General features: G+C 70.8%; 20 protein-coding genes. 11 read left to right on the top strand and 9 right to left on the bottom strand.

What is annotated here, in order from left to right; translation table 11 throughout:
- Positions 1 to 2: 2 nt before the first annotated feature.
- From AB0F04_RS00275 to AB0F04_RS00250, 6 genes are all read right to left on the bottom strand, one after another.
- Complete coding sequence (locus tag AB0F04_RS00275) at positions 3 to 998, bottom strand: alpha-ketoacid dehydrogenase subunit beta (RefSeq protein WP_362036079.1); 996 nt, start codon at positions 996 to 998, stop codon at positions 3 to 5.
- A gap of 2 nt (positions 999 to 1,000) precedes the next feature.
- Positions 1,001 to 2,095: a pyruvate dehydrogenase (acetyl-transferring) E1 component subunit alpha gene (gene pdhA / locus AB0F04_RS00270; protein ID WP_362036076.1), complete on the bottom strand. Its 1,095-nt coding sequence runs from the start codon at positions 2,093 to 2,095 to the stop codon at positions 1,001 to 1,003.
- The gene (acsA, locus tag AB0F04_RS00265; RefSeq protein WP_362036074.1) at positions 2,092 to 3,882 is read right to left on the bottom strand and encodes an acetate--CoA ligase; all 1,791 of its coding nucleotides are present in this window, start codon (positions 3,880 to 3,882) and stop codon (positions 2,092 to 2,094) included. Before acsA ends, pdhA begins: the two co-directional genes overlap by 4 nt.
- A 293-nt stretch (positions 3,883 to 4,175) precedes the next feature.
- Positions 4,176 to 5,204, bottom strand: a complete 1,029-nt coding sequence (locus AB0F04_RS00260) for an alcohol dehydrogenase catalytic domain-containing protein (RefSeq protein ID WP_362037280.1) — start codon at positions 5,202 to 5,204, stop codon at positions 4,176 to 4,178.
- 270 nt (positions 5,205 to 5,474) lie between these two features.
- Positions 5,475 to 6,950: an AAA family ATPase gene (locus tag AB0F04_RS00255; protein ID WP_362037278.1), complete on the bottom strand. Its 1,476-nt coding sequence runs from the start codon at positions 6,948 to 6,950 to the stop codon at positions 5,475 to 5,477.
- A gap of 103 nt (positions 6,951 to 7,053) precedes the next feature.
- A complete protein-coding gene (locus AB0F04_RS00250) occupies positions 7,054 to 7,923 on the bottom strand; it encodes a universal stress protein (RefSeq protein WP_362036072.1) in 870 nt (289 codons plus the stop codon).
- A gap of 191 nt (positions 7,924 to 8,114) precedes the next feature.
- Here AB0F04_RS00250 and AB0F04_RS00245 point away from each other — a divergent pair, with 191 nt between their 5' ends.
- The 4 genes from AB0F04_RS00245 to AB0F04_RS00230 all read left to right on the top strand — a co-directional run bounded on the left by AB0F04_RS00245 (position 8,115) and on the right by AB0F04_RS00230 (position 11,427).
- A complete protein-coding gene (locus tag AB0F04_RS00245; protein ID WP_362036071.1) occupies positions 8,115 to 8,936 on the top strand; it encodes a universal stress protein in 822 nt (273 codons plus the stop codon).
- 358 nt (positions 8,937 to 9,294) lie between these two features.
- The gene (locus tag AB0F04_RS00240) at positions 9,295 to 9,705 is read left to right on the top strand and encodes a hypothetical protein (protein WP_362036069.1); all 411 of its coding nucleotides are present in this window, start codon (positions 9,295 to 9,297) and stop codon (positions 9,703 to 9,705) included.
- A gap of 37 nt (positions 9,706 to 9,742) precedes the next feature.
- Positions 9,743 to 11,104, top strand: a complete 1,362-nt coding sequence (locus AB0F04_RS00235) for a nicotinate phosphoribosyltransferase (RefSeq protein WP_362036066.1) — start codon at positions 9,743 to 9,745, stop codon at positions 11,102 to 11,104.
- Between the two features lie 35 nt (positions 11,105 to 11,139).
- Positions 11,140 to 11,427, top strand: coding sequence for a DUF1876 domain-containing protein (locus tag AB0F04_RS00230; protein WP_362036065.1), 288 nt, complete (start codon positions 11,140 to 11,142; stop codon positions 11,425 to 11,427).
- 185 nt (positions 11,428 to 11,612) lie between these two features.
- Here the strand turns inward: AB0F04_RS00230 and AB0F04_RS00225 are convergent, their stop codons facing one another.
- The gene (locus AB0F04_RS00225) at positions 11,613 to 12,287 is read right to left on the bottom strand and encodes a CBS domain-containing protein (RefSeq protein WP_362036063.1); all 675 of its coding nucleotides are present in this window, start codon (positions 12,285 to 12,287) and stop codon (positions 11,613 to 11,615) included.
- 133 nt (positions 12,288 to 12,420) lie between these two features.
- On the opposite strand from AB0F04_RS00225, the gene AB0F04_RS00220 reads away from it, so the two are divergent.
- Positions 12,421 to 13,347: a pyridoxamine 5'-phosphate oxidase family protein gene (locus AB0F04_RS00220; protein WP_362036061.1), complete on the top strand. Its 927-nt coding sequence runs from the start codon at positions 12,421 to 12,423 to the stop codon at positions 13,345 to 13,347.
- Positions 13,348 to 13,404: 57 nt separating this feature from the next.
- Positions 13,405 to 14,397: a nitroreductase family protein gene (locus tag AB0F04_RS00215; RefSeq protein WP_362036059.1), complete on the top strand. Its 993-nt coding sequence runs from the start codon at positions 13,405 to 13,407 to the stop codon at positions 14,395 to 14,397.
- A gap of 52 nt (positions 14,398 to 14,449) precedes the next feature.
- Here the strand turns inward: AB0F04_RS00215 and AB0F04_RS00210 are convergent, their stop codons facing one another.
- Both AB0F04_RS00210 and AB0F04_RS00205 read right to left on the bottom strand, forming a co-directional pair.
- Entirely contained in the window at positions 14,450 to 15,127 is a 678-nt protein-coding gene (locus AB0F04_RS00210) for a CBS domain-containing protein (protein WP_362036057.1), read from the bottom strand.
- A gap of 24 nt (positions 15,128 to 15,151) precedes the next feature.
- On the bottom strand, positions 15,152 to 15,553 hold the full coding sequence (locus AB0F04_RS00205) for a cyclic nucleotide-binding domain-containing protein (protein WP_362037276.1): 402 nt from the start codon (positions 15,551 to 15,553) through the stop codon (positions 15,152 to 15,154).
- 317 nt (positions 15,554 to 15,870) lie between these two features.
- Between AB0F04_RS00205 and AB0F04_RS00200 the strand changes: the two genes are divergently transcribed.
- The 5 genes from AB0F04_RS00200 (at position 15,871) to AB0F04_RS00180 (ending at position 23,937) form a co-directional block, all read left to right on the top strand.
- The gene (locus AB0F04_RS00200) at positions 15,871 to 16,746 is read left to right on the top strand and encodes a universal stress protein (RefSeq protein ID WP_362036055.1); all 876 of its coding nucleotides are present in this window, start codon (positions 15,871 to 15,873) and stop codon (positions 16,744 to 16,746) included.
- A 57-nt stretch (positions 16,747 to 16,803) separates the two neighbouring features.
- Positions 16,804 to 19,203: a glycosyl hydrolase family 65 protein gene (locus AB0F04_RS00195; RefSeq protein WP_362036054.1), complete on the top strand. Its 2,400-nt coding sequence runs from the start codon at positions 16,804 to 16,806 to the stop codon at positions 19,201 to 19,203.
- 113 nt (positions 19,204 to 19,316) lie between these two features.
- On the top strand, positions 19,317 to 20,195 hold the full coding sequence (locus AB0F04_RS00190) for a potassium channel family protein (RefSeq protein ID WP_362036053.1): 879 nt from the start codon (positions 19,317 to 19,319) through the stop codon (positions 20,193 to 20,195).
- A 119-nt stretch (positions 20,196 to 20,314) separates the two neighbouring features.
- Positions 20,315 to 22,951, top strand: a complete 2,637-nt coding sequence (locus AB0F04_RS00185; protein WP_362036051.1) for a cation-translocating P-type ATPase — start codon at positions 20,315 to 20,317, stop codon at positions 22,949 to 22,951.
- A gap of 236 nt (positions 22,952 to 23,187) precedes the next feature.
- Positions 23,188 to 23,937, top strand: coding sequence for a glucose 1-dehydrogenase (locus AB0F04_RS00180; RefSeq protein WP_362036049.1), 750 nt, complete (start codon positions 23,188 to 23,190; stop codon positions 23,935 to 23,937).
- Positions 23,938 to 23,964 lie beyond the last annotated feature (27 nt).

Raw genomic sequence — 23,964 nt, 5'->3', positions numbered from 1 at the left:
GATCAGTCCACCGCCCGGTGCGTGGCCGCGACGATGTCGGCGGTCTGCGGCAGAGCGGCCTCCTCCAGTTGCCGGGCGTACGGCATGGGCACCTCCGCGCTGCACACCCGCTCGACGGGAGCGTCCAGGTCGTAGAACGACCCTTCGGTGATGCGTGCGGACACCTCGGCGGCGAGGCTTCCCGTGCGCCATGCCTCGTCGACGACCACGGCACGGTGAGTACGGGCCACGGAAGCGGTGATGGCCGCGTCGTCCAGGGGACGGAGCGTGCGCAGGTCGATCACCTCGGCGCTGATGCCCTCGGCTGCCAGTTCGTCCGCCGCCGCGAGGGCCTTGGGCAGCGAACCGCCGTACGTGATCAGGGAGACGTCGGCGCCGGGTCGGCGGATCGCGGCGTGGTCCAGGTCCACGGGTTCGGTCGACGGCAGGAGTTCGCCGGAGACGTTGTAGAGGCTGCCGTGCTCGAAGATCAGTACGGGATCGGGGTCGGCGAGCGCCGCTGCAAGCATGTGGCGTGCGTCCTCCAGGGTGGCGGGTGTGAGGACGCGGATGCCGGGGATGTGCGCGTACCAGCCTTCCAGGCTGTGGGAGTGCTGGGCGCCGAGCTGCCGTCCGGCGCCCGTGGTCATGCGGATGACCAGCGGCACGGGCAACTGCCCGCCCGACATGTGCAGCAGGGTGGCGGCGTTGTTGAGGATCTGGTCGAGGGCGAGCAGGCTGAAGTTGACGGTCATGATCTCGACGATGGGCCGCAGCCCGGCCAGGGCGGCGCCGATGCCGGCGCCCACGAACGCGGACTCCGACAGGGGGGTGTCGCGGACGCGTTCGGGGCCGAACTCCTCCAGCAGGCCGAGGCTGACGCCGAAGCATCCGCCGTACCGGCCGACGTCCTCGCCCATGAGGAAGACGCGGTCGTCGGAGCTCAGGGCCTCCCGGAGCGCCTCGCGCATCGCCTCGCGGTAGGTCGTCTTCACGTCCTGCGTCGTGTCGCCGCCCATGGTCAACTCCCCGCCTCCGCAGAGGAACTGGTGACGTGGCGGAGCAGGTGCCCGACCGGCTCCTCGGGTGCCTGCTCGGCCGTTTCGACGGCGTGGTCGATCTCGTCGGCGATCCGCTGCTCGATGCGGGCGAGCTCCTTGTCGCCCAGCTCGGAGTTCTCACGCATGCGGTCCATGAGCAGGCTCACCGGGTCCCGGGACTTCCACTGCTCGATCTCCCCCTTGTGGCGATACCGGTCAGGGTCGTACATCGAGTGGGCGCGGAAGCGGTACGTGCGCAGTTCCAGGAAGTGCGGTCCGGTGCCGGCCCGAATGCCCTCGACAGCCCGTCGGGCGGCCTGCTCGACGGCTTCGGCGTCCATGCCGTCCACGGCCCAGGCGACCATGCCGTAGGAGGCGGCGCGCATGGCCAGGTCGGTCTGTGCCTCATGCCGCTCCAGGGCCGTGCCCATGGCATAGAGGTTGTTCTCGCAGACGAGCAGCAGAGGCAGCTTCCACAGGGCCGCCAGGTTCGCGGTCTCGTGGAACTCGCCCTCGGCGAAGGCTCCGTCGCCGAAGAAGCAGCAGGTGACATTGGCCCGTCCGCGCATGCGGTCGGCGAGCGCGAGGCCGGCGGCCAGGGGGAGTCCGCCGGCGACGATGGCGTTGCCGCCGTAGAAGCGGCGGCTCGCGTCGAACAGGTGCATGGATCCGCCGCGGCCGCCGCTGCATCCCGTCGTCCTGCCGTACATCTCGGCCATGACGGCCTCGGCCGTGATTCCACGGGCCAGGGCGTGGCCGTGTTCGCGGTACGTGGAGACGACCGCGTCCTCGGGCGTCAGTGCCTCGTTGACGCCGACGGCCACGGCCTCCTCGCCGATGTAGAGGTGGACGAAGCCGCGGATCTTCGCGGCGCTGTACAGCTCGACGCACCGCTCCTCGAAGCGCCGGATGCGCAGCATCGCCTCCAGCAGATCCGTCCGGTGTTCTGGGCCCGTTCGGCCGGCCGGAGGCCCGGTGCTCGCGTTCCGCTGGGCCGACTTGGTCGGCGCGGCCTTCTTACCGGCCTTCGGGCGCGCCGGGTCCTTGCGCGTACGGGCGGGGCGGGCCACGCTCATGTGGATCCCTCCAAGGTTGACAAGTCGCCCGTAGGCAGGCCCAGTTCACGGGCGCGCAGCAGACGGCGCATCACCTTCCCGCTGCGGGTCTTGGGCAGGTTCTGGTCGAACGCGATCTCCCTGGGAGCGACGGCGGGACCCAGCTTGCGGCGGCCGAACGCCAGCAGCTCCCGCTCCAGATCCGCGGTCGGCTCGACATCCGGCCGCAGCGACACGAACGCCTTGACGACGTTCCCGGCGACCGGGTCCGGCCGCCCGATCACGCCGGCCTCGGCCACCGACGGGTGCTCCATCAGCGCGCTCTCCACCTCGAACGGGCCGATCAGATGCCCCGCCGACTTGATGACGTCGTCGGCGCGCCCCACGAACCAGTACCAGCCGTCCGCGTCCCGCCGCACCAGATCCCCGGTCAGGTACCAGCCGTCCGCGAACGAGGCGTCGTAACGCTCCTTGTCGTGCAGATAGCCGCGGAACATCGACGGCCAGCCCGGCCTCAGCGCCAACTCGCCTTCGACGCCGGGGGCTTCTACCTCGGTGACCCTGCCGTCGGCGACCAGCGCCCGGCCGTCCTCGCCCTGCTTCAGCACGGTCGCCTCGACGCCGGGCAGCGGCCGTCCCATCGAACCGGGACGGATCTCGCAGGCCGCGAAATTCGCGATCATGATGCAGCCGGTCTCCGTCTGCCACCAGTTGTCGTGCACCGGCAGACCCAGCACGTCCCGGCCCCACACGACGGCCTCCGGGTTGAGGGGCTCGCCGACGGACGCGATGAAGCGCAGGGCAGACAGGTCGTAGGAGCGGGGCAGGTCGTACGGGCCCTGTCGCGGAGTTGCGCGCATGAGCATGCGCAGAGCCGTAGGGGCGGTGTACCAGACGGTGACCCGTTGTTCGCCGAGGATCCGGTACCAGCGCCGGGCGTCGTAGTCGCCCTCGTCGACGACGACCGTCACGCCGTGGACGAGCGGGGCGATGATGCCGTACGACATGCCGGTGACCCAGCCCGGGTCGGCGGTGCACCAATACATGTCTTCGGGGTGCAGGTCGAGCGCGTGCGCGGCCGTGGCGTAGTGGGCGATCACCGCCTCGTGGACGTGGACCGCGCCTTTGGGGGTGCCGGTGGTTCCGCTGGTGAAGTGCAGCAGCGCCATGTCCTCGGGGGACGTCGGCGGGGTGGTGAAGGTGTCCGGGGCGGCGGACATCAGGTCGTCGAAGGATGCTGTGCCGGGCAGGTCCTCCGCGCCGGGCCCGACGATCAGGATGTGCTTCAGTCCGGGAACCGATGCGCGGCGCTCGGCGACCTTGCGCCGGTAGAGGGCCGCAGTGGTCACCAGGACTTGCGCGTCGCCCAACCGCAGCCGCTGCTCGACCGGGTCGGGACCGAAGGCGGAGAAGAGCGGGCACAGCACACTGGTGTTCTGCAGCGTGCCCAGCACCGTGGTGTACAGCTCGGGGCAGCGGCCCAGCAGCGTGAACACCCGGTCTCCGTGGCCGACGCCGAGGGAGCGCAGGACGTTCGCGAAACGGGCGGTACGGTGGGCCAGTTCCACGTAGGTGACGCTGGAGACTGAGTCGTCCCGGGCGATGCAGCGGAGCGCGGCCTTGTCCCCGTGATCGGACGCCGCGTGTCGCTCGACCGCCTCGTGGGCCATGTTGAGGCCGCCCCCGGGAAGCCCGTCCAGGTTGGTGCGCGCCTGCGACCAGCTGAAGGCCGAGCGGGCCTGGTCGTAGTCGGCGAGACGGGGCGGGACGACCGGTGGGGCGTCCTTGTGAATGGTTTCCCAGTGCATCGGTGCTCCTCCCGGCACTGCCCCCGCTTTCCAGAGTCGCGGAGCCCGGACCGCGCCGCACTTCGGCGGAAGGGCACGGTCCGAAAGGGCGGGCGCCGACCTGAGGCCGACGTCATGGGAGCCGGGGGCCGCCCGCTTCTTGCGGGCCCGAATCACACGGTGCGCGGCTCTGGTCCGCTTCTCCGTGCCTCCTGTGGCCCTCGGCTCAATTCCATGGCACCACTCATCACCGGCGGGCTGTAGAGCCGGACGGCCCCGACCTGGGGACCGTTCGGCCCCTGCCGGCCGGTCTGTCACTCGCGGTGCAGTACGACCTTGAGAGCGCCCGTGGTGATGCCGCCGGCGAACGCCTCGTAGGCATCCTCCATCCGGTCGAGGGGGAGGGTGTGGGTGACCAGTCCGGAGATGGGCAGGTCTCCGTACCTCACCAGCTCCAGCAGCCACCGTGTGGAGGACGTGTCCACCTGCCCGGTGCTGATGGTCAGGTTCTTGCGCCACAGGGACTCGAGATGCAGCGTCACCGGCTTGCCGTGCACCCCGATGTTGGCGATGTGCCCTCCGGTACGGACGGCGCGGGTGGCCAGAACGAAGCCGTCCGGTTCGCCCGATGCCTCGATGACCACGTCGGCACCCGGCCCCTCGGACAGCTCGGCGATCATCTTGCCGGGCACTTCGGCGGCATCGGCCCCCACACCGGCGGCGGCTTCGAGCCGCGCGGCGGACAGGTCCACCACGATGATCCGCCGGGGCGAGTACAGTCGCGCGATGACCACCGAGGCGAGACCGACGGGACCCGCCCCGACCACGACCACGGTGTCGCCCGGGCTCACGTGGCCGTTCCGTACCCCGACCTCGTAGGCCGTGGGGAGGAGTTCGGAGAGCAGGACCGCTTCCTTGAGTGGGACCTTCCACGGCCGCCGGTGGGTGGAGTGGTCGGCGAAGGGAATCCGCACCAGCTCGGCCTGGGTCCCGTTGATCAGATTGCCGAGAATCCATCCGCCGCCCCCGCTGCACTGCCCGAGCTTGGTGTCATGGCATTCCCGGCAGCGGCCGCAGGCCGAGACGGCCGACACGATCACCTGGTCCCCGGGACGTACGTGGTGGACGTCGCGCCCGACCTCCAGAACCTCACCGACGGCCTCGTGCCCGAGGACCGTCCCGGGCTTCACCTCGGGGAGATCGCCCCGCAGGATGCGCAGGTCACTGCCACAGACGGTGGCGGCGTCGACGCGCACGATCGCGTCGGTCGGCTCCTCGATCGCGGGGTCCGGGACGGGGTCCCAGGAGATCTGTCCGGGGCCGTGGTAGACGAGCGCTCGCACGATACTCACTCCCTCGCTCCCCCACTCCACGGTCACTCCCGAGGGATGTGCGGGCAACTGCAATCATCGGCCCGTCTGACCGCCGGCACGGCGGGTTCCGTCGTCTCATCGTCGGCTGGTGTTGCATGACCGCATGGATGGAGCTGCCGCTGCGCCGATCAGCGAGAACCGGCCCGTCAGTCCGGCCGGGTCGGCGGCGCAACATCCCGCCGCGACATTCTGGTAGCGCCCGGCACCCGGTCCCGGATCTACGAGGGTCCACCCGCCCATTCAGTCCGGCTCCATATAGGGGCGGCGGAAGACCGGGGCCTGGCCGGCGCCCCACGGGCGTACAGCTGTCAGCGCCCGGGCGACGGCGGACTCCAACGGGCCGCTGGTGTCGACCGCGACCGCCTCCGGCCATGGCGGTTCCCCGGCCGCCATGGCGGTGGCGATGTCGAGGTCGGCGTCGGAGACTCCGGAGGCGCGCGTGGTCAGGCGGGCGGCCGTCACGTCGCCCGGCACGTGGCAGTGCAGGGCCACCAGGTCGGCGCTGGTGCGTTCGGCCAAGTGCAGTGCCGCTTCGCGCTGTCCCGCGTGGGACCAGGTGGCGTCCAGCACGACGGACTCGCCGGAGGACAGCAGGGCGGACGCGCGGTCGAGCAGGGTGGCGTAGGTCCTGGCCGTCCACTCGGGGGTGTACAGGCCCTCGCCGTAGTCGGCGGCCGCGGGCTGCTCGGCGGGGATGCCCGCCATCTCCTTGCGGAGGCGGTCGCTGCTGAGCAGAGTGACCCCCAGCCGGTCGGCCAGAGCTCCGGCGAGGGTGGATTTCCCGCTGCCCGGCAGCCCGCCGACGAGCGTCAGGCCCACGGCGGAGGCGCGCAGATGGCGCAGCGCCGTCGAGACCAGCCGTCGTGACGCCGTCTCCGCGTCCGGCGCGCCCTGGCGTGCCTGGATCAGGGAGACCTTGGCGCGGACGAACGCGCGGTAGGCGACGTAGTGGTGCCACAGGGAAGGAGGTGCGGGGTCGCCGGAGTACTCGCTGTACTGGGCGAGGAAGTACGCGGCGGCCTCCGGGGCGCCGAGATGTTCCAGGTCCATGGCGAGGAAGGCTGCGTCGTCGAGACCGTCGACGTAGCGCAGGTGGTCGTCGAACTCCAAGCAGTCCAGGACGCGAGGACCGTCGTCGAGGCTGAAGACGTCCTCGGCGAGCAGGTCACCGTGACCGTCGACCACCCGACCCTGCTCGATACGTGAGGTGAACAAACGCTCGCGCCCGGCGAGATAGCGGCGCACAAGCCGCTCCACCTCCGCAACGCCCTCGGGCACGAAGCCGTCGGTAGCCAGCGCGCGGACCTGCTCGAAACTGGCCTCCCAGCGGGACGACAGCGCATCCCGCGTGCCCTGTTCGTCCACGTCCCGGCCGCGGGGGGCCTCCGCGTGCCAGGCCGCGACCTGCCGGGCGAGGCCCCGCAGGATGTCGTCGACGGCGGCCCCTTCCCGAACCAGCCGGGAGAGGCGGCGATCCGCGGGCATGCGGCGCATCACCACGAGCGGTTCGGGCGCTTCCGCGTCGGGGCTGCGGATCTCGCCCAGACCCAGGTACACGTCGGGGGCGAAGCGGCGGTTGAGAGTGACTTCGCGCCCGCACGCGGCTCGGCGGGACGCCAGCGCGGTGTAGTCAAGAAATCCCAGATCCACGGGCTTCTTGAGCTTGTAGGCGTGGTCGCCGACGAAGAACACGACGGAGGTGTGCGTCTCGCACACCTCCGCGCGCGCCAGCGGCTCGCCAGGGTGCCGGGCACCGGAGCGGGGCACTGAGGCGTCGTCCGGCGACACCGACCGAACCGATGTCTCGCTGCGGCCAGGCTCAGTCATGAGGGACGACGGCGACGGGGCAGCGTCCATGGTGGATGGCGGCCTGGGCGACGGGTCCCAGGTGCGGCGCCAGACCCGGTCGGTGTTCGCGTCGGCCGACGACCAGCAGCACGGCGCCTTCGGCAGCCTGTACGACGGCCTTGGCCGGGCTTGCCAAACGGATGCTGTCGGCCACGTCCACCTGCGGATACTTCTCACGCCAGGGTCGGAGCGCCATGCTCAGGTGCTTCTGCGCGTCCCGCTTCATCTCCTCGGTGACGTCATGGTCCACACCCCAGGGCACGCGGGCATGGAGTGGCACGCTTCGACCGTGGACGGCCAGAAGAGGCACGCCCCTGGCCGCAGCCGTATGGAAGGCGAAGTCGAGCAGACTTTCCGAGGAATCGCGCAACTTCAGCCCCACGACCACGCGGCTCACGGGTGCCGGCACCGGCTCCTCCTCCCCGGTGTCGGCACGGACCAGCACCACCGGCCGCTGGGCCCGTGCCACGACCGGCATGCTGACGTCGCCCAGGAAGTAGCTCGCGACGGACTCCAGCCCTCGTGAACCGAGCACGAGCGCCTCGGATTCCGAGGCCGCTTGCACCAGAGCGTTCTCGGCGTCTTCGGCGACCAGGCTCCCGCTGATGGACAGGTCCGGATGACGCGTCTGAAGCTCCGCCTGTGCGGTGTGGACGAGACGCTTCGCCCAGTAGTTCTGATCGACTTCCGCGGGGACGTGGGCCGGTTCCGGCGCCAGCATCGGCCACGCGTGCAACAGGCGCAGGGTGAGCTTGCGCTTCTCGGCCTCGTCGGCCGCCCAGCGGGCTGCCGCAAGGCTCTCGGGTGAACCGTCGAGGCCCACGGTGAGGACTGGTTGCATGGCACCGGCCTCCGTCTCATAGCAAGCTGGACATGACGGCTGACGAGTCCGATTGCCGGACTGTTCGGGTGTTGCCGACATGCCGAGCGTGGCGCGTTCCTCATTCGAGGAGTACCCCAATCCCTTCCACGGCGCATGTGCACCGCAAGGGAGGGGCCGGAGGCGGGCCGGCCGGAGAGGAGGCAGGGGCGATGACGATTCCCCTGGTGGTCGGCGTCGACGGGTCCGAGGCGAGCCTGGAGGCGGTGGACTGGGCCGCCGACGAGGCGGTCCGGCACGGAGTGCCACTCCACCTCCTGCACGCGGCGCCGCGGGATCACGAGGCGTCCGACGTCATCGGTCACGCCTCGGAACGTGCCGTCAAGGGGGCGCCCACGGTGCGGCTGTCGAGCGAGGTGCTGCACGACGACGCGGCCTCCGCCCTGGTCGACAAGGGCCGCAACGCCTTTGCGCTGGTGCTCGGCTCCAGGGGGCTCGGAGACCTCGCCGGGATGCTCCTGGGGTCGGTCAGCCTCGCCGTGGCGGCACGCGCGGACTGCCCGGTCGTCGTGGTCCGCGGCGGGGCGGAGCACCGGAATGCCCGGTTCGGAAGCGTGGCCGTAGGTGTCGAGGAGGGCGAGGGCAGCGGCACGGCCGTGCAGTTCGCCCTCCGCGAGGCTCAGGTGCGGCGCTGCCGGCTGGTCGCTGTACATGCCTGGAGCACACCGGTGGGTGCCCTCACCACAGCTCAGGCCCCCTCGTGGTACGCCCTGGAAGCACACCGCCGGTCGCCGGCGCAGGTGCTCGATGACGCCCTGCGCACCCCGGATGAGCAATACCACGGCGCCCAGGTGAGCCGACGGGTGATCGAGGGGCCGGCACGCCAGGCACTGCTGGAAGCCGCGTCGGAGGCGGATCTGCTGGTCGTCGGCGCCCGCAGACGACAAGGGCACCTGGGCTTGCAACTGGGCCTGACCAACCACGCGCTACTGCATCACGCGCCATGCCCGATCGCGGTCGTTCCCCGGATATGACCGCAGCCGGGGCAGGGACGGATCACGTCGACGGTCGGACCCAACCGGGCCGGAAGTCGGCCCAGCAGGGACCTTCGGCCCTGTGACCGAAAGTCCGCAGTTGTCCGATGGTGGATACCAAGCGGTGGGGAAACGGGACCAGCGACCTGCTGGAGGCCGACTAATGAGTGCACAGAATTCGCCGTACGCGTCCGGTCCATCCCCGTCGCGCAGGGAACTGTCGCCCAAGGGGACGAACCCCCTGCTCCGTCCGTCCGACAGGTTCGAGACCTGGATCCGCCGCTTCCTGATGCTCGTTTTGGTCCTCGGACTACCGGTGGCAGCATTCAGCGCGGGGCTGACAGCGTACGAATCGTCGATGCGCACCGTGCAAGCCCAGTCGGCGGAACGGCAGCAGGTCACCGCCCGGCTGACGTCGAACGTCAAGGGCGTCACCACGGACGGGAAACAACAGGTGCAGGTCCGCTGGACCGACGAGAACGGCACGGTGCGGACGGGAACGACCCTCGTCAACTCGAGGACGCCCGAGGGGGCCACCGTGCCGGTGTGGCTGGACCGGCAGGGAGCCATCACCAGCCCGCCGATGACGACGCTCACCGCGAGGACCAACGGCTGGTTCGTGGGCGGCATGGCCGCGGTCGGAGTGGTCGGCGGGTTCTTCGGGGCGCGAGCGGGCATGCACCGCGTGCTGGACCGGCGAAGGCACGCGCAGTGGGACGCCGAGTGGGATCTGGTGGAGCCCCTGTGGTCCGCGCGCTTTCGCCGGTGACGGGCGGAGACCGGACGCGCACGAGGAGGCGACGTCGATGTCCGAAGCGACGACCACCGATCTGTACGAGGTGACGATGGCCATGTCCTACCTGCGGGAGGGGATGACCGGCCCTGCCACCTTCAGCCTCTTCGTCCGCGACCTTCCTCCTGAGCGGGGCTTCCTGGTCGCCGCAGGACTGGAGTCGGCCCTGGACTACCTGTCCGGCCTCCGAGTGGGCCCCGAGGACGTCGACGCCTTCGCTTCCGCGCTGCACCGGCCCCCGCGGGATCTTCAGCCCCTGCTCGGTCTGGCATTCACGGGTGACGTGCGGGCCGTACCGGAGGGCCGGATCGTGCTCGCGGGAGAGCCTCTGCTGGAGGTGACCGCGCCGCTTCCGCAGGCGCAGTTGGTCGAGACGTACGTGCTCAACCAGCTCAGCCACCAGACGGCGATCGCCTCGAAGGCAGCGCGTTGTGTGCTCGCGGCGGCCGGGCATCCGGTCGTGGACTTCTCCCTGCGGCGCGCCCACGGCCCGCAAGCCGGGTTCCAGGCCGCCCGGCTCGGTGCGATGGCCGGCTTCGCCGGAACCAGCAACGTGGCCGCGGCCACGGCCCTCGGCATCCCCGCCGTCGGCACGATGGCCCACTCCTACGTGGAGGCGTTCGCCACTGAGGAAGAAGCGTTCCGCGCGTTCGTACGCTGCCACCCCGGCCCCGTGACGTTGCTGGTGGACACCTACGACACCGAGGAGGGCATCCGCGTCGCGGCGCGCGTCCTGCGAGACGTCGACCACGCGGCCCGCGGTTCCGGCTCGGCCGTACGGCTCGACAGCGGCGACCTCGGTGCCCTGGCGGCCCGGGCACGCTCCATCCTCGACAGCGTCGGCCTGCCCGAGGTACGGATCATCGCCAGCGGCGGACTCGACGAGTACGCCGTGGACGATCTGGTCCGCTCCGGAGCGCCGATCGACACCTACGCCGTCGGGACCCGGGTCGGGGTCTCGGCCGACGCCCCGTACCTGGACTCCGCGTACAAGATGGTGGAGTACGACGGGCGCCCGGTGATGAAGCTGTCGTCGGCGAAAGTGACCGCACCCGGCCCCAAGCAGGTGTTCCGCCGCACGGCATACGCCGACGTGATCCGTCTCGCCGACGAGCAGTCGCAGGGCGACGGCACCCCGCTGCTGGAGACGGTGATGTGCGGTGGGCAGCGCACCGGCAGCAGGCCCACGCTCGACGCGTGCCGGGAGAGACTCGCCGCCGATCTGGCCGGTCTGCCACCGGCCGCCCGCCGGATACGGAACCCGGTCGCGCCCCGCGCGACGGCCTCCGAGCACCTGAGCGCACTCGCCCGCCGCGTCCGGCGCCACATCGACGAACAGACGTCGGCTCCCTACGCACGGCCCGCGAGCCCATGACGGGCCGCATCCGGATCGCAGTGAGGAGAAAAGTGATGCCACATACGGTGGAATGGAAGGTTCGACTCCACCTCTTCGAGGACGACGAGGGAGCGACGAAGGCACATGTGGTGCTGGACACCGGCACCACGGAGCTCACCGGCCATGGAACCGCACACCGTCATCCGGCGGACACGAACGTGCCGGAGATCGGCGACGAACTGGCGGCGGGCCGGGCCATGCGAGAACTCGCCCAACAACTGTTGGACATCGCCGAGCGCGACATCGAGGGCGTGGGGGTGTCCCGGCCGAGCACCCGTCCGTCCGTCGGCTGGCGCTTGTGACCGACGGCGGCAAGCAAGTCAAGGTACGCAGGCATACCCGCCGCATCGGGCAGTTCGACTACCGCACTGAGCCGGCTGCGTGGCCAGTCACCGGGACGCGTCCGGGGGCCGGCAGGTTCCCGCTTGTTTCCGGAGGGCCGGCGGTCCTGGCGTCGGCCCTCCGCCCGACCACGTTTCCGCGGGGCTCAGCCGTCGGCGGATGAAGGGCGGGCGTCGTCGTTCCGGTAGTCGATGTGGCCGGTGACCGAGACCACGCCGTCGACGCTGCGGCACAGCCGCTCGATGACGGGAATCAGGCTCCTGAACTCGACGGAGCCACCGAGTTCGACCCGTCCGTCGCGCACCTCGGCCGTCACCTCCGAGGGAGCAAGGCCCATCGTGCGCCACAGCACGTCCTCGGTGATCTCGTCGCGGATGGCGTCGTCCCGGCGCAGGAAGATCCGCAGCAGGTCACCACGGCTGACGATGCCCAGCAGCCGGTCCGTCTCGTCCACCACGGGCAGCCGCTTGATGTGATGGACCTTCATCAGCCGGGCGGCCTCGACCACGCTCCACTCCGGACGTGCGCACACCGCGGGAGCCGACATCAGCTCCTCCGCGCGGGACCCCTCCGCCTTGGCCCGCTCCCATGCCTCGAGGTGTGGAACCGGGCTGCGACCGGACGGGTCGGCCTGGTCGGCGCTCTTGCGCAGTAGATCGGCTTCCGACACCACACCCGCGGGACGGTCCAGATCGTCCACGACGGGTACGGCGGTGACGTCGTTCTCCGCCAGCAGTCTGGCGATCTCCTTGAACGGCGTGTCACGCCGCGCCCGGACGACGTCCCGGGTCATGAGTTCCGCGACCGTTCGGTGGCGCATGTCGGCTCCCATCCGGTACGTGACAGTCAGTCATCTCGGCCCACCCTGCGGATAGGGACCGGTCGGCCCATGCGGTGGCTTGTCGCGCGTGGCACGTTGGTTACAACACCATTCTGAGGAGAGGGCGGCGATCATGCGAGCTCACCTCGGCGACCACCTCGTCATCGAAAGCCCGGCGACCGGCGCCACCAGGCGTGACGGCGAGATCGTCGGACTGCACCACGAGGACGGAACACCTCCCTACGACGTGCGCTGGTCGGACACGGACGAAGTGACGCTCTTGTTCCCCGGCCCCGACGCGCACCTCCACCACGTCGAGCACGCACAGCAGCCCGGGACTGCCCAGGGGGCTCCCCAGCCGGACACGGTCGAGCCGGGGCCCGTCTCCGTGGCAGCCCCGCCGACCGGGACTCCCAACCCTGGCGACATCGGTCGGCGCGTGGCCGCGGAACGCCACAGGTGTGGGCTCAGCCTGGGAGAAACGGCCCGCCGCGCCCGCATGTCGCCCGACTACCTGGCGTACCTGGAGGATCAGCCCGCCGACCCGAGTCTGGCTACTCTCATCAGGCTGGCCGACGCGCTGGGCACCACCGTCGCCGCCCTGCGCGGGGGCGGCATCGATCTGCCTCCCGGCCAAGGCCAGGCGCTCCTGCACCCGCAGCTGAGGGATCTCAGCCCGCAGGAGTGCCGCACTCTGCTCTCCACGCACGGTGTGGGGCGCATCGCGCTCCCTACGTCCGACGGTCGCCCGGCGGTGGTCCCGGTCAACTACGAGGTCGTCGACGACGCCATCGTTTTCCGGACGGCGCCCGGCTCGGTGCCGGCAGCGGCCGTGGGGAAGGAAGTCGCCTTCGAAGTGGACCATGTGGACGAAGCCATGAGCCAGGGCTGGAGTGTGCTGGCAGTCGGCCCGGCGCACGTCGTCACGGAGCCCGACGCCGTGCACGGGCTCACCCGACGCGCCCACACCACGCCCTGGGCAGGCGGTGAACGCGAGATGTGGGTGTCGATCCGGCCCGCGAGTCTCACGGGCAGGCGCATCACACCTGCCGACGAGTGAGCCACCGCAGGACCGGCCCCCTCCTGGCCTGCCGCCGATCCGCGAGAGGAGACTCCGGTGAGCGGACAAGAACCGTCCGACGAGCGCCTGACGGACCTGGTCCACGACGCTGCCGCCGCCCCGTCGATGCACAACGCACAGCCCTGGCGCTTCCGCTACGTCCGGCGCAGCCGCACGTTCGAGATGCGCGCCGACTTCGAGCGTGCCATGCCCCGCTCCGACCCCCGTACCCGCGGCCTTCACATCGGCTGCGGCGCCGCCCTGCTGAACCTGCGGGTCGCCGTGGCACACGAGGGCTGGCATCCGGAGACCCGGCTGCTGCACGACCCGTCCGATCCGGCGCTCCTCGCGAGCGTGCGGCTGACCGCACCCGGAATCGGGGAAACCGACCTCGGCACGCTGTATCCGGCGATCCACGAACGGCACAGCAGCCGCTTCCCGTTCGACGAGACGGAGATTCCCGATGCCGTGCGGGAGGCGCTCAGGGAGGCCGCCCGGCGTGAGGGAGCCGAGCTGACGTTCCCCACCTCATGGCATCTGCAGGAAGTGCTGGAGGTGGTCCGGGAAGCCGAGGCGCGCAACGTCACCGACCGCGGCAGTGACCAGGATTTGGCCGAATGGACCCGTATCGACGCTCCGTCGGCGAACATGACCGACGACGGAGTCCCGGAATACGCCTTCGGGCCGCGCAAGCGCGGGGGCAAGGCTCCCATGCGGGACTTCGCGGGCCCACGGCAGGTCGCGGGACGGGACGCCGCGGACTTCGAGCAGAGCCCTCAGGTGGCCCTGGTCAGCACGAGCCACGACCGTCCGGAGGACTGGCTGCGCGCCGGCCAGGCCATGGAACGCGTACTGCTGCTGGCCACCCTGGAGGGCTTGTCCAGCTCCTTCGCCACCCAGCCCCTCGAATGGACGGACCTGCGCTGGCCGCTGCGTGATCCGGTCACCGGGACGGGCTACACGCAGATGCTGCTGCGCTTGGGATACGGCCCCAAAGGCCCCCGCACGCCGCGCCGGCCGGTGTCGGAAGTACTCGACATCCGGCCCTGACCTGCCCGAGGGACCGCAGCCCGTCGGTGCCGGGCGGCGGCCGGTACACGGGTCACTGACCGTTCTCGGGCCTGTCCGGACCGGCTGACTGCCCGTTGAGCTGCGGCTCGACGTCCACGACGCCCTCCACGGCGCGCACGAGGCGCACGGCGACCGAGATGAGCGAGGTGTCGCGGATGTGTCCGCGGAGGGTGACGACTCCCTCGTGCACGTTCACGTGGATGGCGTGGCTGAAGGCCGGAAAGAGGTAGGACACCACGGTGCGGCGGACCTCCTCCTCGATGTCCTCGTCCGACCGCAGGAAGACCTTCAGCAGATCGGCACGGCTGACGATGCCCTGGAGCATGCCCACCTGGTCGACCACGGGCAGCCGCTTGACGTGCCGGACGGCCATGATCCTTGCGGCCTGGGCCAAGGTGGCGTCGGGGTGGACCGTGACAGCGGGGGTGCTCATGAGTTCCTCCGCCGTCACGCCCCCGGCCTTGGCGACGTCGGACAGGCGCCGGCGCTGCTCGAAGAGGTTCGGGTCGCTGTCGCGGAACTCCTCCTTGGGCAGCAGGTCGGCCTCGGACACGACGCCGATGACGCGCCCTTCACCCTCCAGGACCGGCATGGCACTTACCTTCCACTGCTCCATGGTCCGGACGATCTCCTTGAACGGCGCGTCGCGTCCCACGGCCACGACCGTCTGGGTCATCACATCGCTCACGATGTGCGGGGTCTCGGACACCGCGAACCACCTCGTCTCGCCTCGTCAGGGCACCTCGCCCGCGCCGTAGGGCGCGTACAGGTCGAGCAGCCGAACCCGCGCGGACCTGAGCCGCCCCGCGATCACTGCGGCGACATAGGCCAACAGTTCCTGCTTCAGTTCCGGGTCCTTCCCGCACAGCTCACCGACCGCGGCCGCGTCGAACTCGTAGGCGCGCACCGGGCTGGTGGCCTGGGCCCCCAAGTGCCAGTGATGGGGAGGGACCAGCCAGGACCAGCCCAGCAGTTCCCCGGCACCGAGGGTCTCGATGACAGCTGCCCGGCGGCCGGGAACATGGACGTCGAGAGCGACGGTGCCCGTGTGGATGATCCAGAAGCGGTCGGCTTTCGCGCCCTCGTTGAAGATCCGCTCGTCGATCGCGAACGACACCTCACGAGCGAGCGACATGAGCTGCTCCTGATGCTTCTTGGTCAGGGCGCCGAAAGCGCCGGTCCTCACCACCACGATCGTCTCCCTTCACCGTGACCTCGGCGCGGAGCGGGCCCTGTCCGGCCGACGAGACGGCCGTGGCTGAGATGGCAGGAGCGGCACCCGTTCCTTCTCTCGGCCACCTGACTCCACGATCGTCGCAAATCGGCGCAGTGCAACCTGGACGTGGCTGCCCCTGCCAAGGGTCGGTCCACGTGTCGCGACGGGCCGAGGGCGGTGCGACGGTATTCACAGGAACTTCCCGCAGTGCCCGGGGCAGGAAGGTGATGGTGACCATGGAACTCCCGCTGGTCGTCGGTGTCGACGGATCGGAGTCCAGCCTGCAGGCCGTGGACTGGGCGGTGGACGAGGCGGCACGTCTCGGGCTGTCTCTGCGGCTCGTCCACGCCTCTTTGTGGGAGCGGTACGAGGGTCGCCTCCCCTCCTTCAGCACCGACCGTCCGGCCGAAGAGGTTCTGGCCGAGCACATCGCGGCGTCCTGCGCGGAACGCGCCCAACTGCGCAACCCGCAGGTGAAGGTGTCGAGCGACGTGCTGCCCGACGACGCCGTGTCCGCGCTCCTGCACGCGGCTCACGAATCCTTCGCCCTGGTCGTGGGCTCCCGCGGTCGCGGCGAGGTCGCCGGGTTGCTGCTGGGGTCGGTCAGCCTCGCGGTGGCCGCCCGTGCGGTGTGCCCGGTCTTCGTGGTCCGCGGCGGGAAGCGGAACCAACACGGCACCTTCGGCAAGGTCATGGTCGGCGTCGGCGATTCGACGGAGGGGTCGGCCGCTGTGCGGTTCGCCTTCCGCGAGGCCGAGGCGCGCGGCAGCGCCCTGCAGGCGGTACGGGCCTGGCGCCGTCCCGCCCATGAGCACGTGGACCATCCCCTGGTCGCGGACGACGCGGTTGGTGCCCACGAGGAACGGGCCTCCGCGCTCCTCACCGACGCACTGCGCGACGCCGTACGGGACCATCCGCAGGTCGATGTGCATCGCCGAGCGGTCGAAGGACCCGCACACAAGGTCCTCCTGGACGCCTCGACCGAGGCCGATCTGGTGGTCGTGGGCGCATTGAGGCGGCACGGTCACTTCGGTCTGCAGCTCGGCAGGGTCGCCCACACTCTGCTGCATCACGCCGAATGCCCGGTGGCCGTCGTCCCGCAGCGGGCCTGATCCGGCGCGCGTCTCACGCTCCCGCACATCTCGTCGAGCGAGAAGGGGAGGGCGCGGATGTCGGACTGGACATGGGAGTACGAGGGCTACGACCCCACGGCCGAGCGGTTGCGCGAATCACTCTGCACACTGGGCAACGGCTACTTCGCCACGCGTGGCGCGGCGCCCGAGTGCCGGGCGGGCCTGGTGCACTACCCGGGGACCTACGTCGCCGGGTGCTACAACCGCCTGGAGTCGACCGTGGCGGGACGGCAACTGGTGAACGAGGACCTGGTCAACCTTCCGAACTTGCTGCTTCTGCGGTTCCGTGTGCGCCGCGCCGGGGGAGCGTGGTGCCCGTGGTTCTCTCCTGACACGAGCGCGCTACTGGACTACCGGCACGTCCTGGACCTTCGCCGGGCCACGCTCACCCGCACGCTTCGTTTCCGGGACGACGATGTGGGCGTGCTCGGCGTCCGGCAGACCCGCCTGGTGCACATGGGAGACCCTCATCTGGCTGCCCTGCGGACGGTCTTCACGCCCGAGGACTGGTCGGGGGAGATCGAGATCGAGTCCGGCCTCGACGGTGACGTGATCAACGGCAATGTGCACCGCTACCGCGCTCTCAACGGGAGCCATCTGACCCGTGTGCGGACGGGGGCACAGGAGCCCGACACGGTCTGGCTGAGCTGCCGCACCAGCACCTCGGGCATCGGTGTCGCCATGGCCGCCCGGACGGTCGTCGCCGGCCGATCCGCGGCCTCTTCGGAGTTGCGTCCCGCCCGGCGCCGAGCCGTGCACCGCCTGGTGGTCCCGATCGCTCCGGGGCGGCCCGTCGACGTGGAGAAGGCAGTGGCGCTGTTCACCTCCCGCGACACGGCGATCAGCGACCCGCTCGAAGCAACACTCGACCGGGTGTCCACGGCGGGGGGCGTCTCGGAGCTGCTGGAGTCCCACATCGCCGCGTGGGAGCGGTTGTGGCGGCGCGCGGACATCCAAGTGCCCGGCCGGGCCGGCCGCGTCCTGCGCCTCCATCTCTTCCACGTCCTGCAGACGCTCTCGCCGCACACCGCGGACCTGGACGTCGGAGTGCCGGCCCGGGGCCTGCACGGTGAGGCCTACCGGGGCCATGTGTTCTGGGACGAACTGTTCGTGCTGCCGTACCTCAACCTGCACTTCCCCGAGGTCTCCCGGGCCCTGCTGAACTACCGCTACCGACGCCTCCCACGAGCGTGCCGGGCGGCCGCCGCCATCGGCCGGGCCGGGGCGATGTACCCGTGGCAGAGCGGCAGCGACGGCCGCGAGGAGACTCAGGTGTGGCATCTCAACCCGCACTCGGGGCGCTGGCTGCCCGACCACTCCCGGCTTCAGCACCACGTGGGCTCGGCGGTCGCTTACAACGTGTGGCAGTACTGCGAGGCCACCGGCGACACGGAGTACCTGCACACCAAGGGCGCGGAGATGCTGCTGCAGATCGCCCGCTTCTGGGCTGACCTCGCCGACTTCGACCCCGGCACGGGCCGCTACCGCATCCGCGGCGTCGTCGGCCCCGACGAGTACCACGATGGCTACCCAGGTCTCACCACGCCGGGGCTGGACGACAACACGTACACCAATGTCACCGCCGCCTGGGTCCTCACCCGTGCCCTGGACCTCCTGCGGCGCCTTCCCGCCTGGCGCCGGGAAGAACTGCTTGAACGCGTCCGGCTGGGCGGCGACGAACTGCCCAAGTGGGAGGAGGTCTCCCGGCGGATGCGGGTGCCCTTCCACCAGGGTGTCATCAGCCAGTTCGAGGGATACGACGACCTCGCCGAGCTGGACTGGGACGCCTACCGGGCGCGATACGACAGCATCCGGCGCCTGGACCGGATCCTGGAGGCCGAGGGCGACACGGTAACCCGCTACAAAGCGTCCAAGCAGGCCGACGTCCTCATGCTCGGCTATCTCTTCTCGCCCGCCGAACTGCGGGATCTGTTCCGGCGCCTCGGGTACGACCTGGACGACGAGGTCTGGCGCAGGACCGTCGACTACTACCTTCGGCGCACCAGCCACGGCTCCACGCTCAGCGGGCTCGTCCACGGCCTGGTCCTCGCCCGCGCAAGACGAGCCGAGGCATGGAAGTACGTCCAGGAGGCCCTGCAGGCGGACATCGCCGACATCCAGGGCGGCACGACCGGCGAGGGTATCCATCTCGGGGCCATGGCCGGGACCCTCGACCTGGTTCAGCGCGGTCTGACCGGACTGGAGACGCGCGAGGACGCCCTGTGGCTGGACCCGGTCCCCCTCCCGGCACTGTCCGAGTACGGATTCTCGCTGCGCTACCGCGGTCACTGGGGTGTCGCCGTACGCCGCCGGAGAGGGCAGTTGGGGATCGGTGTGCCCGACTCGGAGGAATCGCCGATCCGCGTGGTGCTGGCCGACCGGGCTGTGACCGTCGCACCCGGGGAGACCTGCACGCTCGAGCTGCCGATGAGTTGATCAGCGCACATGGGCGTGCCGGGTCCCGCGGCTGCCGCATGATCCACCACACAGGCCATAGGCTCCGAGAAAGCGGGTTCCGCTTGAGGCGACAAGGGCCGTTGGAGACGTGGATGAAGTGGCTGGTCTCGCTGGTCGGTGCCGGGCTCGTCATGATCTCCCTGCGGGACCTGTTCCACACCCTCTGGCACCCCACCCGCCACGGTGGCCTGAGCCGCCTCGTCATGACGGCGCTGTGGCGACTGGCCCGGCGCTTTCGTGCGCGTAGGCGCGTGGTCGGGCTCGTGGGACCGCTCGCCATGGTGACGGTGGTGAGTATGTGGGCCGTCACCGTCATCCTCGGCTGGGCCATCGTCTACTGGCCCCACATGCCCGGGGCGTTCACCTTCTCGCCCGGTTCCGAGGCGGCGAAGGAGCCGGCGCTGCTCGACTCCGTGTACCTGTCGCTCGTCACGGTCGCCACCCTGGGCCTGGGGGACATCGCCCCCGCTGAAAGCTGGCTTCGCCTGGTCTCACCGCTGGAAGCCCTCGTCGGCTTCGCCCTCCTGACGGCCACGGTCTCCTGGGTGCTGGAGATCTACCCGGCGCTGACCCGCAGAAGGGTCCTGGCCATCCGGCTCGCGCTGCTGCGCGACTCGGACCCGACGACGCAGCAGATCGACTGCACGGCGGGGGCGCTCCTCCTGGACAGCCTGGCCACCGAGGTCGTACGCGTCCGCATCGACTTCACGCAGTACGCCGAGGCGTACTACTTCCACGACGGGGAGGACCACTCGTCGCTGGCGGCCATGGTCGGTTACGCCGATGCCCTTGCGCGACGCGGGCAGGCAGCGCGGCGGCCGGAGGTGCGCCTGGCCGGTGACCTGCTCGCCGGTGCCCTGAGGGACTTCGCCGCCATCCTTGACCAGCGCTTCCTCCATACGGGCGGAACGCCGACGGAAGTGTTCGCCGCATACGCCGACGACCACGGCCGCAGCCGCGCGCAGCCTTGAGCAAGGGTGCACTCTGAGAAGGCGGGGGTACGTCCCGCGAGTCGGTGGCCGGGTACACGACGGGAGCGGTGGATGGCAGCCCACGCACGGAACAGCCCGGACGCGGCTCTGTCACGGACATGAACCGGCGGGAGGGAGGCCGCAGACCCACCGCGAAGGTCGACCGGCTCCCGGGCACGACGCCCGCCACGGGGCTGTCGTCGGTCGAGGCCGCGCGGCGGCTGGCTCTCCACGGGCCCAACGAGATCCCCGCGGAACCGCGGACCCCGGTGTGGCGGCGGGTGCTGCAGCAGCTGCGCGATCCGCTGATCCTGGTTCTGCTCGTGGCGGCCGCCCTGACCATCGGGACGGGCGATCTCTCCGACGCCGCGGTGATCCTGTTCGTGATCATCGTGAACACCGTGGTCGGCGTCGTACAGGAGGTACGGGCGGAACAGGCGGTCATGGCCCTGTCCGCCATGAGTGCCCCCGCCGCCAGGGTGGTGCGGGACGGTGAGGAGCGCTCCGTCGCGGCAGCCGAGGTGGTGCCGGGAGATGCGGTCCTGCTGGCCGAGGGGGACATCGTCCCTGCGGACGGAGAAGTGCTCGTCGCTGCATCGCTGCTGGCGGACGAGTCGTCACTGACGGGCGAGTCGGTTCCGGTGGAGAAGGTCCCCGACAGCGGCGAAGCGCACGGGGCGGTGTCGGCGGGCACGGTCGTCGTCCGCGGCCACGGACGGGTCGTGGTGACCGCGACCGGGGCCGACAGCGCGCTCGGCCGGATCGCTTCCCTAATGGGCGGTGCGCCCGGCCTCACCCCGCTGCAACACCGGCTGGTGAAGTTCGGCCGGACGCTGGCGGCTGTCACGGTGGCGCTGTGCGCGGTGGTGCTCGCTCTCGGGCTGGTGCGCGGCCAGCCCGTGGAGCTGATGATCGTGGCGGCGATCAGCCTCGCCGTCGCCGCCGTTCCGGAGTCTCTTCCCGCCGTGGTGACGCTCGCTCTGGCGCTGGGAGCACGGCGGATGGCGGACCGGCACGCCATCGTCCGCAGGCTGCCCGCGGTGGAGACCCTGGGCTCGGTGACTGTGATCGCCACCGACAAGACGGGCACCCTGACCGAGGGCCGGATGGCGGCAGAGCAGCTGTGGACGTCCCTCGGTGAGGCATCGGTCGTGGGGACCGGCTACGAACCCGAGGGCCGGGTCGTCCGCGACGGCGAGGCGGTGACCGCGGGCGGCGCGCCCGACCTGTCGGCGCTGCTGAGCGTCGCGATGCTGTGCAACGACGCGGCGCTGGAGCCCCCGTCGGACCACTCCCCGGAGTGGAGCGCGCTCGGCGATCCCACCGAAGCCGCCCTGCTGGTGGCCGGGGCCCGCCTCGGGCTGGACCGGGCGGCGCTGGAGAGCGAACTGCCGCGCCTGGAGGAGATCCCCTTCGACAGCACCCGCAAGCGCATGACGACCGTGCACCGCCGCCCGTACGGCGGGGTGCGCATCGCGTGCAAAGGAGCGCCGGAATCCGTGCTCCGCCCGCAGATTCTGGCCGACAACCCTGAGACGGTCGCCCGAGCGGCCGCACAGGCGGAGGCCTTGGCACGCCGTGGATACCGCGTGCTCGCCGTCGCCTCGGCCGACCACGACGGCCGGGCGCAGCCACCCCCGACCTGGGAATCGAGCTTGTCGCTCCTCGGCCTCGTCGGCATCCTGGACCCGCCCCGCAGCGCGTCCGAGCCGACGATCAACGCCTGCAAACGGGCCGGCATCGTCCCCGTACTCATCACCGGCGACCACCCACTGACCGCGCGGGCCGTGGCCGGGCGCCTCGGCATCGCCACCCGGGACGACGAGGTCACCACAGGTGACCGGATCCGGACCGGCACAGCGGGCGATCTGACGGGCGTACGCGTCTCCGCCCGGACCACTCCCGAGCAGAAGCTGGATATCGTCCAGGCGTGGCGCGGGGCCGGGCACGTGGTGGCGATGACGGGAGACGGCGTCAACGACGGCCCGGCCCTGCGTCAGGCCGACATCGGCGTCGCGATGGGCCGGCGCGGCACCGAGGTCGCGCGCCAGGCGGCCGACCTGGTGCTCGCCGACGACAACCCGGCCACGATCGTGGCGGCCGTCGAGGAGGGACGCCGGGGCTACGCGAACGTACGCCGGTTCCTGCTCTACGCGCTCGCCGGGGGCACCGCGGAGATCCTGGTCATGCTCCTCGGCCCCTTCCTGGGGATGCCGCTGCCGCTGCTGCCCGCACAGATCCTGTGGGTCAACCTGCTCACGCACGGCCTGCCCGGTGTCGCTCTCGGTGCGGAACCCGTCGACCCGGACACGATGCGCCACCCGCCCCGGCCTCCCGAAGAGAGCGTGCTGGGGGCCGGTCTGTGGCCGCGGATCCTGTTCATGGGGGCCTTCGTCGCGACGGTGACCCTCGTGGTCGGCGTCTGGGCCCGAGAGACCGGACGTCCCTGGCAGTCCATGATGTTCCTGGTACTGGGGGCGACCCAGCTCGGCGTGGCGCTCGGCTCTCGGGCCCGCCCGGGCACCCTGACCAACCCGTTCCTGCTGGTGGCCGTGGGAGTGGCACTGAGCCTCCAGGCGGCCGGTGTCTATCTGCCGCCCCTGCGGGACCTGCTGGGTACGGAGCCGCTCGCGCTCACCGACCTGGCGATCGCCTGCGTGCTGTCAGGCCTCGGCCATGTCGTCATGCGACTCCAGGCGCGACTGAGACCGGAACGCCCGCCGCGCTCGGGCCTACCGGTAGCACAGGGACATTGAGTGACGTGGGCGCGTGTTCCCGGCATGCGCACGGGAGGTGAGGAATCCACACTGGTCTGGAGGGGCACCGGCCTGGGTGGGCCATGTCGTCGAGATCATCTGGGCGACCCCTTGACCGACCTGTTGTCCTTCGGCCTGCGGCCCTTGAGACCAGACATGGCATGCCGTCGCGCTGAGTCCGCCGCTGCCGATGCCGCACTTACGCATTTTCGTCGAAGCAGGTTCAGGAGGTCATGATGGGACGTCTGAACGAGCGGGTGGCGATCGTCACCGGCGGAGCCAGAGGGATCGGCGCCGCTGTGGCGCGGATGTTCGCGGCCGAGGGCGCGAGCGTGGTGGTCGCGGATGTCCTCGACGCCGAGGGGGAGAAGCTGGCGGCGGAGCTCGGTGGCCCGGCCCGCTACGCGCACCTTGACGTCAGCACCGAGGATGGCTGGCAGACGGTTGTCGCGGAGACGGAGCGGGACCTCGGCCCGGTCTCGGTGCTGGTCAACAACGCCGGGATCCTCGAGTGGGGGACCGTCGAGGAGCAGAGCCTCGAATCCTTCCGGAGGGTCATCGACGTCAACGTCCAGGGCGCCTGGCTGGGCATGAGTACGGCGGCACCGTCTCTTCGCCGGGCCGGCGGAGGCGTGATCGTGAACATCTCCTCGATCGCCGGCCTCACCGGCTACGCCGGCATCGGAGCGTATGTGACCAGCAAGTGGGCTTTGCGCGGGCTGACCAAGGCCGCGGCTCTGGAACTGGCCCCGGACGGGATCCGTGTCTGCTCGGTCCACCCCGGTGCGGTGCGTACCGCGATGACGGCCGACTTCGACGACTCGTTCACCGCCGGACAACCCCTCCCACGGTTCGGCGAGCCAGAGGAGGTCGCCCGCATGGTCCTCTTCATCGCCGCCGACGCCACCTTCTCGACCGGAGTGGAGTTCGTCCTGGACGGCGGTGTCACCGCCGGCCCGCCCACCGTCCTGACTCCCGCCGACTGACCTGGGAGCCAACAACATGCCGTGCGT

The organism is Streptomyces sp. NPDC029041 (genome assembly GCF_040637515.1).
In the GTDB taxonomy this organism is placed as follows: Bacteria; Actinomycetota; Actinomycetes; order Streptomycetales; family Streptomycetaceae; genus Streptomyces.
Note: the sequence above shows the minus strand (reverse complement) of the source record. Positions and strands in the feature narration are given on the sequence as shown.

What these genes read in the sequence shown, in the direction of transcription:
- AB0F04_RS00275 (WP_362036079.1), bottom strand. Translation starts at nt 998, where the DNA reads ATGGGCGGCGACACGACGCAGGACGTGAAGACGACCTACCGCGAGGCG.
- pdhA (WP_362036076.1), bottom strand. Translation starts at nt 2,095, where the DNA reads ATGAGCGTGGCCCGCCCCGCCCGTACGCGCAAGGACCCGGCGCGCCCG.
- acsA (WP_362036074.1), bottom strand. Translation starts at nt 3,882, where the DNA reads ATGCACTGGGAAACCATTCACAAGGACGCCCCACCGGTCGTCCCGCCC.
- AB0F04_RS00250 (WP_362036072.1), bottom strand. Translation starts at nt 7,923, where the DNA reads ATGCAACCAGTCCTCACCGTGGGCCTCGACGGTTCACCCGAGAGCCTT.
- AB0F04_RS00245 (WP_362036071.1), top strand. Translation starts at nt 8,115, where the DNA reads ATGACGATTCCCCTGGTGGTCGGCGTCGACGGGTCCGAGGCGAGCCTG.
- AB0F04_RS00240 (WP_362036069.1), top strand. Translation starts at nt 9,295, where the DNA reads ATGCGCACCGTGCAAGCCCAGTCGGCGGAACGGCAGCAGGTCACCGCC.
- AB0F04_RS00235 (WP_362036066.1), top strand. Translation starts at nt 9,743, where the DNA reads ATGTCCGAAGCGACGACCACCGATCTGTACGAGGTGACGATGGCCATG.
- AB0F04_RS00230 (WP_362036065.1), top strand. Translation starts at nt 11,140, where the DNA reads ATGCCACATACGGTGGAATGGAAGGTTCGACTCCACCTCTTCGAGGAC.
- AB0F04_RS00225 (WP_362036063.1), bottom strand. Translation starts at nt 12,287, where the DNA reads ATGCGCCACCGAACGGTCGCGGAACTCATGACCCGGGACGTCGTCCGG.
- AB0F04_RS00220 (WP_362036061.1), top strand. Translation starts at nt 12,421, where the DNA reads ATGCGAGCTCACCTCGGCGACCACCTCGTCATCGAAAGCCCGGCGACC.
- AB0F04_RS00205 (WP_362037276.1), bottom strand. Translation starts at nt 15,553, where the DNA reads ATGTCGCTCGCTCGTGAGGTGTCGTTCGCGATCGACGAGCGGATCTTC.
- AB0F04_RS00200 (WP_362036055.1), top strand. Translation starts at nt 15,871, where the DNA reads ATGGAACTCCCGCTGGTCGTCGGTGTCGACGGATCGGAGTCCAGCCTG.
- AB0F04_RS00195 (WP_362036054.1), top strand. Translation starts at nt 16,804, where the DNA reads ATGTCGGACTGGACATGGGAGTACGAGGGCTACGACCCCACGGCCGAG.
- AB0F04_RS00190 (WP_362036053.1), top strand. Translation starts at nt 19,317, where the DNA reads ATGAAGTGGCTGGTCTCGCTGGTCGGTGCCGGGCTCGTCATGATCTCC.
- AB0F04_RS00185 (WP_362036051.1), top strand. Translation starts at nt 20,315, where the DNA reads ATGAACCGGCGGGAGGGAGGCCGCAGACCCACCGCGAAGGTCGACCGG.
- AB0F04_RS00180 (WP_362036049.1), top strand. Translation starts at nt 23,188, where the DNA reads ATGGGACGTCTGAACGAGCGGGTGGCGATCGTCACCGGCGGAGCCAGA.